This window comes from Pseudonocardia sp. ICBG1142 (assembly GCF_020496255.1).
Lineage (GTDB): Bacteria > Actinomycetota > Actinomycetes > Mycobacteriales > Pseudonocardiaceae > Pseudonocardia.
The window spans coordinates 378,414-391,775 of record NZ_JAHLJC010000032.1; the positions used below are offsets into that span (position 1 = coordinate 378,414).

9 protein-coding genes are annotated in these 13,362 nt (G+C 74.9%); 3 read left to right on the top strand and 6 right to left on the bottom strand.

All coding sequences use genetic code 11. From position 1 onward, the window contains the following. Positions 1-31: 31 nt before the first annotated feature. A complete protein-coding gene (locus KPL59_RS32195) occupies positions 32-1,594 on the bottom strand; it encodes a DASS family sodium-coupled anion symporter (RefSeq protein ID WP_226363066.1) in 1,563 nt (520 codons plus the stop codon). A gap of 105 nt (positions 1,595-1,699) precedes the next feature. Here KPL59_RS32195 and KPL59_RS37315 point away from each other — a divergent pair, with 105 nt between their 5' ends. Genes KPL59_RS37315 through KPL59_RS32210 form a run of 3 tightly spaced genes read left to right on the top strand, consistent with a single transcriptional unit; the run spans position 1,700 to position 6,506 of the window. Further along, positions 1,700-2,503, top strand: coding sequence for an IclR family transcriptional regulator (locus KPL59_RS37315; RefSeq protein WP_226363067.1), 804 nt, complete (start codon positions 1,700-1,702; stop codon positions 2,501-2,503). A 46-nt stretch (positions 2,504-2,549) separates the two neighbouring features. Continuing rightward, entirely contained in the window at positions 2,550-3,374 is an 825-nt protein-coding gene (locus tag KPL59_RS32205; protein ID WP_226363068.1) for an LLM class F420-dependent oxidoreductase, read from the top strand. Positions 3,375-3,422: 48 nt separating this feature from the next. Beyond that, entirely contained in the window at positions 3,423-6,506 is a 3,084-nt protein-coding gene (locus tag KPL59_RS32210) for a BTAD domain-containing putative transcriptional regulator (protein ID WP_226363069.1), read from the top strand. A gap of 4 nt (positions 6,507-6,510) precedes the next feature. On the opposite strand, the gene KPL59_RS32215 is transcribed toward KPL59_RS32210, so the two are convergent. From KPL59_RS32215 to KPL59_RS32235, 5 genes are all read right to left on the bottom strand, one after another. Further along, a complete protein-coding gene (locus tag KPL59_RS32215; RefSeq protein ID WP_020623369.1) occupies positions 6,511-7,338 on the bottom strand; it encodes an ABC transporter permease in 828 nt (275 codons plus the stop codon). Further along, positions 7,335-8,294 carry an ATP-binding cassette domain-containing protein gene (locus tag KPL59_RS32220; protein WP_226363070.1) on the bottom strand — a complete coding sequence of 320 codons (960 nt, stop codon included), beginning with the start codon at positions 8,292-8,294 and terminating at the stop codon, positions 7,335-7,337. Before KPL59_RS32220 ends, KPL59_RS32215 begins: the two co-directional genes overlap by 4 nt. Before the next feature lie 359 nt (positions 8,295-8,653). Further along, entirely contained in the window at positions 8,654-10,456 is a 1,803-nt protein-coding gene (locus tag KPL59_RS32225; protein ID WP_226363071.1) for an ABC-F family ATP-binding cassette domain-containing protein, read from the bottom strand. A gap of 23 nt (positions 10,457-10,479) precedes the next feature. Then, positions 10,480-11,469, bottom strand: a complete 990-nt coding sequence (locus KPL59_RS32230) for a 4-(cytidine 5'-diphospho)-2-C-methyl-D-erythritol kinase (protein ID WP_226363072.1) — start codon at positions 11,467-11,469, stop codon at positions 10,480-10,482. Positions 11,470-11,824: 355 nt separating this feature from the next. Then, on the bottom strand, positions 11,825-13,348 hold the full coding sequence (locus KPL59_RS32235) for a DHA2 family efflux MFS transporter permease subunit (RefSeq protein ID WP_226350725.1): 1,524 nt from the start codon (positions 13,346-13,348) through the stop codon (positions 11,825-11,827). Between the last annotated feature and the right edge of the window lie 14 nt (positions 13,349-13,362).

The window sequence follows — 13,362 nt, forward strand, 5'->3', positions numbered from 1 at the left end:
TGGGTCGTGGGGTGCGGGGTGGGGCGGCCGGTCACAGTCCGACCAGCGGGGCCATGAGCAGGACTCCGACGACGAGCACCGCCACGCCGACGATGTCGAAGACGACGCCGCTGCGGATCATCTTCGTGAGGGGGACGAGGCCGGAGCCGTAGACGATGGCGTTGGGCGGGGTCGAGACCGGGAGCATGAACCCGTACCCGGCCGCCGCGGCCGCGACGAGCCCGGGGATCAGCGGGTCGACGCCGATGGCGACCGCGATCGGGACCACGATCGGCACGACGATCCCGGCGCTCGCGGTGTTGCTGGTCGTCTCGGACACCAGCAGGGCCATGACGGCCGCCAGCACCGTCACCGCCACCAGCGACGACACCCCGAGCCCGGTGGCGATGCCGTCGCCGAAGGTCCGCGCGAGGCCGGTCTCCGAGGACATCGACCCGAGCACGGTGCCGGCGCCGAAGAGCAGGATCACGCCCCAGTCGATCTTCACCGCCTCGGCCCAGGTGAGCGTCGGGACGAGGCCACCACCGTGCGCGGACCGCGCCGGCAGGAGGAACAGCAGGGTGGCCGCGAAGACGGCCGCGACCCCCTCGGTCACGTGCTCGGTGAGCCAGAGCACGGGCGCGGTGTCCTCGCCGATCACGGCCCCGAGGACACCCGGGGTGGTCCAGAGCACGACGGCGACGAGGAACGCGACGACGGTGTTCTTCTCCCCGCGGGTCACACCGCCCAGCGACGCCCGCTGCTCGGCGACGAACTCGGCGGCGCCCTCCAGCCGGGTGACCTCGGGCCGGTTGAGCAGGAGCAACAGCACGGCCAGCACCACGAACATGACCAGCACGATGGGCAGGAACATCGTCACCCACTCGACGAAGCCGATGGTGCGGCCGGTCTGCGACTCGATCAGGTCGCGGCCGATCAGCTGGTGCGGCGCACCCACCGGCGTGATGAGACCCCCGATCGACGCCCCGTAGGCGATCATCAGCATCACCGACGTCGCCCAGCGCGAGCGCGACAGGTCCGGGCCGCCCTCGCGGGTGCTGACCGTGCTCACCGAGCGGACGATGCCGATCCCGATCGGCAGCAGCATCGCCACCGTCGCGGTGTTGGACACGAACGCCGAGATCGCCGCCGCCAGCACGCCGAACGCGATCATGGTCCGCACCGGGGACCCGGCGATGCCCGGGACCGAGAGCGCACGGAGGGCGATCCGGCGGTCGAGCCCGTGCACGCTCATCGCCCGGGCGATCACGAAGCCGCCGAGGAACACGAAGATCGTGTCGGTCCCGAAGGCCCCGAGCACGGTCTCCTCGTCGGCGACGCCGAGGAAGACGCACAGCAGGACAGCGAAGACGGCCGTCACCGCCAGCGGCAGCGCCTCGGTGACCCACCAGACCATGACCAGCACGAACACCGCCGCGAGTGCCCGCTGGGGCCAGACGAGCCCGTCCGCGAGCAGGAGGACCGCGAGGAACCCGAGCGGCCCGACGGGCAGCCCGATCCGGGCGCGCACGGTGTCGAAACGGCTGGTCCCGGTCGACCGGTCCGCCTCGGGTGCCTCCGCCGCATCGGCGCGAGGCCCTGACTGCACTGCCATAGTGCCCACCTTCCGGAACGATGTCTCGTAATACGGGCACCGTAGACGACGGGTGGGCGCCCGGGCAACGGTCGGCCCTGCGGGACGTCGTTAAGCTCCGGCACCGTGGAGGCACGACGCGACGACGCCGGGGAGCAGGCCACCGGGGGCGGGGTCCAGTCGATCGACCGGGCCGTCGCGATCCTGTCCGTCTTCTCCCGTGCCCGGCCGATCGCCGGGATCACCGAGATCGCCCGGCTCACGGGACTGACCCGGGGCACGACCCACCGCCTGGTGAGCGCGCTCGCCAGCCACGGCTTCATGGCCCAGGCGCCGGGGTCGACCGCCTACTCCCTCGGCCCGAGGCTGCTCGGACTCGGCGAGGTCGCCCGCGAGCAGCTGTCGCTGGAGTCACAGGCCGTCCCGATCATGACGAGGCTCCGCGACCGGACCGGCGAGACCGTCGGGCTGCACGTGCTCGACGCCGAGCCCAGCCGCCGGACCATCGCCCAGGTGGAGTCCCAGCAACCGCTGCGCCGCATCTACACCGACCTCGGTGCTCCGCGGCCCCCACACGAAGGCGCGCCCGGCAAGGCGCTGCTCGCCCACGTCGACCCCGGCCGGCTCGCCGCGGCCCGCGGCCGGCTCGCCGGGGACCCGTCCGCGCAGGAACGGCTGGACAGGCAGATCGAGCAGGTGCGCCACGACGGCTACGCGATCTCGCTGGAGGAGCGCGTCCCCGGGGTCGTGGCCGTGGCCGTGCCGGTCTTCGACCACACCGGTGCGGTCGCCGCGCTGTCGGTGTCGGTGCCGGCCGTGCGGGCCGGGCGCGACGAGCTCGTCGGGTTCGTCCCGATGCTCCGCGAGGCGTCCGACGAGCTCTCCGCCCGGCTCGGCGGGAGCGGTCCGCCTGCCGTGTCGTCGGGCTGAGGCGCGCGCCCCGCGTGCGGGCCGCGCCGGGCGGGTACCCGCGGTCATGAAGTTCGGCATCGCCACGTTCGTGACCGACGAGGGCATCCGCCCCGGACCGCTGGGCCGTGCGCTGGAGGAGCGCGGCTTCGACTCGGTGTTCCTCGCCGAGCACTCGCACATCCCCACCAGCCGCGAGTCCCCCTACCCCGGCGGGGGTGACCTGCCGCGGGTCTGCTACCGCACGCTCGACCCGTTCGTCGCGCTCACCGCGATGGCCGGGACGACCACCGACCTGCTCCTCGGCACCGGCATCGCGCTGCTGCCCCAGCGCGACGTCATCCACACCGCCAAGCAGACCGCGAGCCTGGACCTGGTGTCCGGTGGACGGCTGCTGTTCGGCGTCGGGGCCGGGTGGAACCGCGAGGAGATGCGCAACCACGGCGTCGACCCCCGGGTCCGCGGGCCGCTCATGACCGAGCAGCTCCACGCGCTGCGAGCACTGTGGACCGAGGACGAGGCCGAGTTCCACGGCGAGCACGTCGACATCGCGCGCTCGTACTGCTGGCCGAAGCCGGTCCGGACCCCGCCGATCTACCTGGGCGGCGAGAGCGAGGCCGCGCTGAACCGGCTCGCCGAGGTCGGCGACGCCTGGCTGCCGCGCTCCCACACCTCCGTCGACGAGATCCGCCGGGTCCGCGCCGACCTGGCCGAGCGTGGCAAGCCGGACGTGCCGACGACGGTGTTCGGCGGGAAGCCCGACCCCGACGTCGTCGCCGGGTACGCCGAGGCAGGCGTCGAGCGGGTCACCTTCCTGCTCCCGACCCTGCCGGAGTCCGAGACCCTCACGAAGCTCGACGAGCTGGCGCAGGTGGTCCGGCGGTCGGGCTGACCACGGTCGGCCGAAACCGGTAGCCGTCGCGGGGCAGAATGGCCGGTGATGTCGATCCGGCTGCTCGGCCCCGTCTCCGTCACCGACACCGACGGGCGCGACCTGCTGCCCGCCGGTGCCCGGGTACGGGGCCTGCTCGCCCGGCTCGCGCTCGACGCCGGGCACCCCGTCGACACCGCGACGCTGGTCGACGCGCTGTGGGGCGACGACCCACCGTCGACGGCGAACGCGCTCCAGTCGCTGGCGACCCGGCTGCGCCGCGCGATCGGCGCCGATCGGGTGCGGACCGCGACCGGCGGCTACCTGCTCGCCGTCGACCCGGACGAGGTCGACGCGCTGCGGTTCGCCGCGCTCCGCCGGGCCGCGGCGGCCGAGCCCGACGACGGCCGCGCCGGCGCCCTGCTCACCGAGGCCCTGGGCCTGTGGCACGGTCCGCCGCTGGGCGGGCTGAACGGGCTCGCGTTCACCGGGCCGGCCGCCACCCGGCTCGCCGACGCCCGCGCGGGCGCCGCCGAGGAGCTGGCCGCCCGCGGGCTCGCGGCAGGGACCCCCACCGCGGGTCTGGACGCGCTGACCGCGGTCCTCGCCGAGCAGCCGCTGCGGGAGACCACCGCCGTCGCGCTCGCCCGCGGGCTGCACGGGTCCGGGCGGCGGGCCGACGCGCTGACCGTGCTGGACCGGACCCGGGCCGCGCTGGCCGAGGAGCTCGGCGTCGACCCGGGCCCGGAGCTGCTGCGGACCCGCACCGAGCTGCTGCGCGACGACCCGCCCGCCACCGCGATCCCCGTACGGCGACCGGCTCCCCTGCCGGACCGGCCCCGGCCGGTGGCGCTCACCTCGTTCGTCGGCCGCGAGACGGACCTGGCCCGGGTACGGTCGCTGCTCGGCTCGGCGCGGCTGGTCACCGTGGTCGGGCCGGGCGGGGCCGGGAAGACCCGCCTGTCGCAGGAGGCCGTCCGCGACGTCGGCCCGGCCGTCGCCGTGGTCGAGCTGGCCGCGCTGACCGGCGGGGACCAGGTCGTTCCGGCCGCGCTGCACGCCGTCGGCGGGCCGGAGCTGTCGGTCGCGGACCGGGACGGGCCGGACGCCCTGGCGCGGATGGTGTCCTCGCTGACCGGTCGCGAGCTGGTGCTGCTGCTGGACAACTGCGAGCACCTGGTCGACGACGTCGCGGGCCTGGTCCACGAGCTGCTCGCCCGGCTTCCCGGGCTGCGGGTGCTGACGACCAGCCGGGAGCCCCTCGGCGTACCGGGCGAGATCCTGCACCCGCTCGGGTCGCTGGATCCGGCGCAGGCGACGCGGCTGTTCGCCGAGCGCGCCGTCGCCGTCCGGCCGGACTTCGACCCGGCCGACCACGCCCCGGCCGTCGCCGAGATCTGCCGTCGTCTCGACGGTCAGCCGCTGCCCATCGAGCTCGCGGCGGCCCGGGTGCGCAGCATGAGCCCGGCCGAGATCGCCGACCGGCTCGCCGACCGCTTCCGGTTGCTGGTGTCCGGTGCCCGGACCGTGCTGCCCCGCCACCAGACGCTGCGGGCGGTCGTCGACTGGAGCTGGGATCTGCTCTCCCCCGCCGAGCGTGCGCTCGCGACCCGGTTCGGGGTGTTCGCCGGCCCGGTCGACGCCGGCACCGTCGAGGCCGTCTGCGGCGACGACGCGTTCGACCTGCTCCCGGCGCTGGTGGAGAAGTCGCTGGTCGTCCCGGTGGACGGGGCGGAGGACGGTGCGACCCGCTACCGGATGCTGGAGACGATCCGCGAGTACGCGGCCGCGCGGCTGGCCGACGCGCCGGACCACGACGCCGTGACCGCGGCGCACGCCGACCACCTGCTCGCGGTGCTGGAGCCCGGGGAGCCGCGGCTGCGCGGCGGTGACCAGCTCGACCAGCTCGCCGTCGTGCGGCGGGTGGAGGGCGAGGCCGTCCGCGCGCTGGACCGCGCCGTCGACGCCGGCGACGGCCCCCGGGCGCACCGGTTGTTCGCGGCCCTGGCCTGGAGCTGGATGGTCCGCGGCGACCTCGGCTCGCTGAAACCCTGGTCCGACCGGATCGCGACGCTCCCGGCGGCCGCGCCGGCCGCCGCGGTCGCGCTCACCCGCACGATCCGGGCGATGGTCCACATCGGGTTCGGCGACGATCAGGGTGCCGCCCAGGCGGAGCTGGACGCCGTCGTCGCGCTGTGGCCGGAGCTGCCCGAACCACGGCACCCGGTGGTCGAGCTCGCCCCGCCCACCGGGCTGCTGTTCGGCGAGGGGGACCGCTCCGCGCTCGCGGCCATCGCCGACGGCGACGGCGACACCTGGCTGCGGGCGGCGGCGTCACAGATCATCGCCGCGCACGCCGAGAACGCCGGCGACCTCGGGGTGCAGCGAGTCCGGCTGCGGGCCGCACGCGACCTGTTCGCCCGGGCCGGGGACCGCTTCGGGCTCGGGATGACGACGTTCGCACTCGGCGAGCTGGAGGACTACGCCGGGGACACCGATGCCGCCCGCCGGGCCTGGTCCGAGGCGGTGGCGCTGTCCGCGGAGCTCGGCAACGCCGACGACGTCCCGCAGTTCCACCTGCAGCTGGCCCGGCTCGCCGCCCGCCGCGGCGACGAGATCGTGGCCCGCGAGCACCTGCGCCTGGCCTTCGCCCAGGACATCCCCGACGACATCCGCGCGAGCTTCGGCCTGCGGTGGGGACGGGCCGAGGTCGAGCTGCGGCTCGGGAACCCGGACGAGGCCCTGGAGCTGCTCCGTGAGTGCGACGTGCCGGTCCTGCCCGGCCCCGGACGGTTCCAGCGGGAGGCCGCGACCCACACGCTCATCGCGTCGGCACTGATGGCCCTCGGCCGCCCGGACGAGGCCCGCGAGCGGCTGGAGCAGGCCGGGAAGGCCGCCGTCGCCGCCGACGACGGGCCGGTCCTCGGTGTGGTCGCCGAGACCTCCGCCCGGTGGGCCCTGGACGCGGGGGACGCGGAGCGGGCCGGTGAGCTGCTCGGCGTCGCCCTGGCCCGCCGTGGGGCGCTGCACCTGGGGCTGCCCGAGGTCGTGGCGACGCTGGAGGGCGTCCGCGCGCGGCTGGGCCCGGCCGCGGCCGACGCTGCGCTCGACCGTGGCCGGGCCTGGAGCCGGGACGCACCCCCGGTGCCGTGAGCGCTCAGGTGCGGCGCCGGTAGAGCGCCACGGCCAGCGGCGCGAAGACCACGACCAGGCCCGCGGAGGTCAGCAGCGACACCGTCGCCGCGCCTCCCGCCGGCGCGCCGTCGAGCAGGGCGCGCACGGCGTCCGCGGTCCGCGAGACCGGGTTGACCGCGACGAAGCCCTGCAGCCAGCCGGGCATCGTCTGCGTCGGGACGAACACCGAGCTGGCGAAGGTCAGCGGCAGCATGATCAGCGCGGACAGGCCCTGCACCGAGCGGGGCTGCTTCACGACCATCGCGAGTGCGGTGAACACCCAGCAGAGGCCGAACGCGAACGCGACGACCAGCCCGAACGCGGCCAGGATCCCGAGCGGACCCGCCGGGGTGCGGTAGCCGAGCGCGAACCCGAACGCCAGCATGATCACCCCGGAGGTCAGGTAGCGGACGAGGTCCGCGCCGATCGCACCGACCAGTGGGGCGGCGCGGGAGATCGGCAGGCTGCGGAAGCGGTCGAAGATCCCGGTCTTGAGGTCCTCGGCCAATCCCACGCCGGTGCCCGCGGAGGCGAACACCACCGTCTGGAGCAGCACACCGGGCAGGGCGTAGTGCAGGTACTCCGTGCTGTTGCCGGCGATCGCGCCGCCGAAGACGTAGACGAACAGCAGCAGGAAGATCACCGGCTGCAGGGTGACGTCGATCAGTGCCTCCGGCGAGTGGATCGTCTTCACGATCCCGCGGCGGGCCAGCGACAGCCCGTGCCGCAGCGTCGAGGGCAGCAGCGGGGCCGAGGTGGACGCCCGGCCGGAGCTCGGGGTGGTGGGCGGGGTGTCGAGGGTGGCGGTCATCGGGGGCCTCCGGAGGTGGTCTCGGCCGCGTGGCCGGTGAGGGAGAGGAAGACGTCGTCGAGGCTGGGGAGCCGCAGGCCGATCTCGGCGACGGCGACGCCCTCGGCGACCAGCCGGTCCTCGGTGCGGCGCAGCGCGCCGTGGTCGGCGACGGCCGCGGTGACCTCCCCGGACGGCTCGACCGTCGGCTCGGCGCCGGTCTCCTGGGCGACGACGGCGGCGACCAGCGGCACCTCGCGCGGCAGCTCGGCACGGACGTGCAGGCGTCGGCCGCCGGCCCGGGACTTCAGCTGGGCGGCCGTGCCGGAGGCGATGACCCGCCCGTGGTCCAGGACGACGAGGTCGTGCGCGAGCTGGTCGGCCTCCTCCAGGTACTGGGTGGTGAGCAGGACGGTGACACCGTCCTCGGCGAGTCGCCGCACGGCGTCCCACACCTCGTTGCGGTGCAGCGGGTCCAGCCCGGTGGTGGGCTCGTCGAGGAACAGCACCTCGGGGCGTCCGACGAGGCTCGCTGCCAGGTCGAGCCGGCGGCGCATGCCGCCGGAGTAGGTGCCGGCGCGGCGCCCGGCGGCGTCGGTGAGCCCGAAGCGGTCGATCAGCTCGGCGGCGCGGGCCCGGGCGGCCGACCGCGGCAGGTCGAGCAGCCTGCCGATCAGGTAGAGGTTGTCGCGGCCGGTCAGGGCCTCGTCGACGGCGGCGCACTGGCCGGTGAGGCCGATCAGGGAGCGGACCCCGGCGGCGTCGCCGACGACGTCGCGGCCGAGCACCGCGGCCCGGCCGGCCGACGGCGGGAGCAGCGTGGCCAGCATGCGGACGGTCGTCGTCTTGCCGGAGCCGTTGGGGCCGAGCAGGCCCAGGACCTGTCCGCGCCCGGCGGAGAAGGAGATCCCGTCGACGGCGCGGACCTCACCGAAGGTCCGGACCAGGCCGTCGACCTCGATTGCGGGGGTGTTCATGCCGCCGAGCGTGCGCCCGGGCGCTGACACGGCCCTGGCACGGCGCTGGCACGGCGCTGGCACGGCGCTGGCACGGCTGTGGCACCGCGTCGGCGGCAGAGAGGCGACGGCAGAGAACCGTGGCATCGCGGCGACGGCCGCGGACCCTGGGCTGCGGGTGGTGTCGGCACGGGCCCGGTCCCGTCGCCACCCCCCGACCGTGGCGACGGAACCGGCCCGTCCATCCCCCCGCGCCTCCGGCGAGGCTCCCCAGCCCGCCGTGACGCGAGTACGACGGTATCGGCACGCCAGGGGCCGCGGATCGGTCGAACTACCGATCTCTTACCCGGGGTCTCTCCTACCAGGGTAGGAGAGACCCCTCACCCCTCGGCGCGCTCGGCGGCCTCGAGCCACTCCAGCTCGACGCTCTCGCGCTCGGCGACGACGGCCTTCAGCTCCCGGTCCAGCTCCATCAGCCGGCCGGGCTCGGTCGCGGCCTCGGCGAGCTTGGCGTGCAGCTTCTCCTCCTGCGCGGTGAGCTGCCCCATCCGCCGCTCCAGGCGCTGGGCGTCCTTGCGGGCGGCCCGCTGCTCCGCGGCGCTCGCCTTCGGCCCTGCCGCCTGCGCGACGGGCGCTCCCGCCGGCACCGGCGCGGTCGGTGCGGCCCCGGCCGGCCCACGCCCCATGGCGGCGCGGCGGGTCAGGTACTCACCGATCCCGCCGGGCAGGTGGGTGAGCCGGCCGTCGCCGAACAGGGCGACGACCTGGTCGCAGACACGCTCGGTGAGATACCGGTCGTGGCTGACGACCACCAGCGTGCCCGGCCAGCCGTCGAGGAGGTCCTCCAGCCCGGCGAGGGTGTCGACGTCGAGGTCGTTGGTGGGCTCGTCGAGCAGCAGGACGTTGGGCTCGTCCATCAGCAGCCGGGTCAGCTGCAGCCGCCGTCGCTCGCCACCGGACAGGCGTCCGACCGGGGTCCACTGGCGGGCCGCGGGGAAGCCGAGCCGCTCCAGCACCTGCGACGCGGTCATCTCCTGCTTGCCGAACCGCACGTACTTGGCGACGGCCTCGGTGGCCTCCAGCACGCGCATCTCGGCGGGCAGGTCGACGAGCTCCTGGGACAGCTGCGCCATCTTCACGGTGCTGCCCTGGATGCGCCTGCCCGAGTCGAGCGCGCGTTCCCCGGACAGGGCGCGCAGCAGCGTCGTCTTGCCGGAGCCGTTGATCCCGACGATGCCGACCCGGTCGCCCGGGCCGAGCCGCCAGGTCACGCCGTCGAGCAGGGTGCGCCCGGCGACGGAGACGGTCGCGTCCTCCAGCTCCAGCACGGTGCGGCCGAGCCGGTTGGTCGCGAACGCCATCAACTCGACGGTGTCGCGCGGCGCGGGCACGTCGGCGATCAGGGCCTCGGCGGCCTCGATCCGGTACCGGGGCTTCGACGTCCGGGCGGGCGGGCCACGGCGCAGCCAGGCCAGCTCCTTGCGGGCCAGGTTGCGGCGGCGCTGCTCGGCGGCGTCGGCCTGCCTGCCGCGCTCGGCCCGGGCATAGACCCAGTCCGCGTAGCCACCGGTGTAGGACTCGACCCGGCCGTTCGCGACCTCCCAGGTGCGGGTGCAGACGGTGTCGAGGAACCAGCGGTCGTGGGTGACGACGACGAGTGCGATCCGCCGCGACGTCAGGTGCGTCGCGAGCCAGCCGATGCCCTCGACGTCGAGGTGGTTGGTGGGCTCGTCGAGGACGACGAGGTCGAGCTCCCCGATCAGCGCCGCGGCGAGCGCGACCCGGCGCTTCTCGCCACCGGACAGGCCGTCGGCGGGCCGCTCGATGTCGGAGATGGCGAGCCCGTCGAGGACGTCGCGGACCCGGGCGTCGGCGGCCCACTCGTGGTCGGCGCCGTACTCGGCGAGGACGATGTCACGCACCGTCGACCCGGCCGGGAAGCGGTCGTGCTGCACCAGGTGCGCCATCCGCAGGCCACCGAGGCGGCTGACCCGGCCGCCCTCGACCGGGCGGTCGCCGGTGATCACGTCGAGCAGGGTCGACTTCCCGCCGCCGTTGAGGCCGACGACGCCGATCCGGTCGCCGCGCTCGACGCCGAGCGAGACGCCGTCGAGCAGGACGCGGGAGGCGTCACCGGGCACGTGCGCGGTGACGTTCTCCAGGTTGAGCAGGTTCTCGGGCAACTACGTCTCCACCGTCGGGAAGGTCAGGCACGGACCGGGGGCCATGAGCCGGAGCTCGAGGGGCCGCCGCGGTCGGGGGGGTGGTCGCCGCCCGTCTCCGAGGTGTCGACGATGCGGGCGCCGCCGGCCGGGCCGTGGGCGACCCGCACCGTGCGGCACACCCCCATGCCGGCGAGCTCGGTCGCCACCTCGACGGCGGAGTCGGCGTCGGCGCACAGGAACGCGCACGTCGGCCCGGAGCCGGACACCAGACCGGCGAGCGCTCCGGCGTTGACCCCGGCGCGCAGGGTGCGGCGCAGATCCGGGGCCATCGAGACGGCGGCGACCTGCAGGTCGTTGCCCAGGTTCAGCGCGAGCCGGCGCGGGTCGCCCGAGGACAGTGCCTCCAGGACGGGCTCGACCGGCCGCTCGGTGATCGGGCCGTCGCCACGCAGCCGGTCCAGCTCGGCGAACACCGCCGGGGTGGACAGCCCACCGCGGGCCAGCGCGATCACCCAGTGCAGCCGGTGCCGGGCGAGCACCGGGATGATCTTCTCGCCACGGCCGGTGCCGAGCGCGGTGCCGCCGTGCAGACCGAACGTGACGTCCGATCCGAGCTCGGCGGCCAGCTCGGACAGATCGTCGCGGCCCAGCTCCAACCGCCACAGCGACGACAGCGCGACGAGCGTGCCCGCAGCGTCGGCGGAGCCGCCCGCCATCCCACCCGCGACCGGGATGCCCTTGCGCAGGGTCACCCGCACGTCCGGGGCCCGCCCGGCCCGCTCCGCGAGCAGCTCGACCGCCCGCCAGGCCAGGTTGGTGGCGTCCAGCGGCACCTCGGCCACCCCGTCGCCGTGCACCTCCAACGCGGGCTCCTGCGCCGGCTCGACCGAGATCTCGTCGAACAGGCTGACGGCGTGGAAGAGCGTCACCAGGTCGTGGAAGCCGTCCGGCCGCACCCCGCCCACGGCGAGGTGCAGGTTGATCTTCGCGGGAACCCGGACGGTGACCGGTCGCGGCACGGCGGACAGCACTGCTCAACCCTACGGGCAGCACGGGACGGACCGCCGCCGCCCGGCGCTCGGGGTGGCCGGGCTCACCGGTTCCGGGCGACGCGCCCCCGACCAGGCGGCAGGGGCGGGCCGGCCCGCCACGAGCACCCCCTTTCCCGCGAACTCGCTTACCCGGTAAGCGAACTCGGAGGACCGGCACCCGCGACGACCGGGAGGCCGGCCACCGCCCCACCTGACGCCCCCGACACCGACACCGTCTCTCCTGCGAACTCGCTTACCGGGTAAGCGAATCCGTACGACCGGCACCCGGTAGGACCGACGCCCGGCCCACGCCGACGCCCGTTCCCGGCGAGTGGCACGACGGTGCTGCCTGCGCCTACCGGGTGAGGGAGTCCTCCGAGACAGCACGCTCCGCGGCGGCGGCACGGCGCTCGGACAGGTGGCGCGGCGTCGCGAAGCAGGCGACGGCCACGACACCGATGACCAGCACGGCCGCGGGCAACAGCATCGACTGGGCCATCGCCGTCGCGAAGGGATCGCGCAGCGCCTCGGGCAGCGGCCCGCCGGCCGCGGCGACCTCCGGGGAACCGCCGGTCGTCGACGTGCCCGGGACGAGCGCGGCGATCCGCGACTCCATGAGCACGGCGATGCCCGCGCTGCCGAGCACCGCGCCGACCTGACGGGTCGTGTTGTAGACGCCCGACCCGGATCCGGCCTGGTCCATCGGCAGGTTGCGGGTGGCGCTGGTGGAGATCGGCGCCCAGACGCAGGAGTTGGAGATCCCGAGCAGGGTGAGCGGCAGCAGCAGCTGCCAGACCGGGGTGTCCGGGCCCATCACCCCCGCCAGCCAGACCAGCGCGATGACGAACGTCGACATCCCGAATCCGCCGATCAGCCGCGGGTGGACGCGGTCGGTCAACCGCCCGGTGTACGGGGCGAGTGCGCCGGAGAAGATCGCCAGCGGTGCGAGCAGCAGCGCCGCCTCGGTGGGGGTGAAGCCGCGCACGCTCTGCGCGTAGATCATCAGCGGGAAGCCCTGCGCGGTGATCGCGAAGCCGACGGTGCAGATCGCGATGTTGGCCAGCGAGAAGTTCCGGTCCCGGAACAGGCGCAGCGTGACCAGCGGCTCGCTGGTGGTGACCCGCTGCCACCACACGAACGCGACCAGCACGACGACCCCGCTGCCGATCAGCGCCCAGATGCCGACGCTCCAGCCGAACTTCTGCCCCTCCTGGATGCCGAAGACCAGCAGGAACATGCCCACGGCGGACAACACCACGCCGACCACGTCGAACCGGCGGCGCGAGGTCTCGAGCGAGGGGACCAGCCGCCACGCGGCGACGAAGGCGATCACCCCGACCGGCACGTTCACGAAGAAGATCCACTCCCAGCCGAGGCCGCCGACGAGGAGCCCGCCGACGATCGGCCCGGTGAGGGTCGCGACGCCGGCGACGGCGCCCCACAGGCTCATCGCGCGTCCGCGCTGGGCCGCCGGGAAGGTCCGGGTGATGACGGCCATGGTCTGCGGCGTCATCATCGCGGCGCCGAGCCCCTGGGCGATCCGCGCGACGATCAGGGCGCCGACGGTCGACGTGAGCCCGCACCACAGCGAGGCCAGGGTGAAGACCGCGAGCCCGCACAGGTAGACGCGCTTGGGCCCGAACCGGTCCCCCAGCCGGCCGGTGACCAGCAGCGGGACGACATAGGCGAGCAGGTAGGCGCTGGTCACCCAGACCACGGAGTTGACGTCGGCGTCCAGCGACGTCAGCAGCGCGGGCGTCGCGACGGTGACGATCGTGGCGTCGACCAGGATCATGAAGAACCCGATCACCAGGGCCCACAACGCGGGCCACGGGCTCGTCCCGTCGGCGCTGACCACCTGTTCCCTCGACCGTGTCACCACGCCATCATGCG

Bases quoted from the DNA above. Each gene is read 5' to 3' on its own strand.
- KPL59_RS32205 (WP_226363068.1), top strand. From the start codon at position 2,550: ATGAAGTTCGGCATCGCCACGTTCGTGACCGACGAGGGCATCCGCCCC.
- KPL59_RS32210 (WP_226363069.1), top strand. From the start codon at position 3,423: ATGTCGATCCGGCTGCTCGGCCCCGTCTCCGTCACCGACACCGACGGG.
- KPL59_RS32215 (WP_020623369.1), bottom strand. From the start codon at position 7,338: ATGACCGCCACCCTCGACACCCCGCCCACCACCCCGAGCTCCGGCCGG.
- KPL59_RS32220 (WP_226363070.1), bottom strand. From the start codon at position 8,294: ATGAACACCCCCGCAATCGAGGTCGACGGCCTGGTCCGGACCTTCGGT.
- KPL59_RS32195 (WP_226363066.1), bottom strand. From the start codon at position 1,594: ATGGCAGTGCAGTCAGGGCCTCGCGCCGATGCGGCGGAGGCACCCGAG.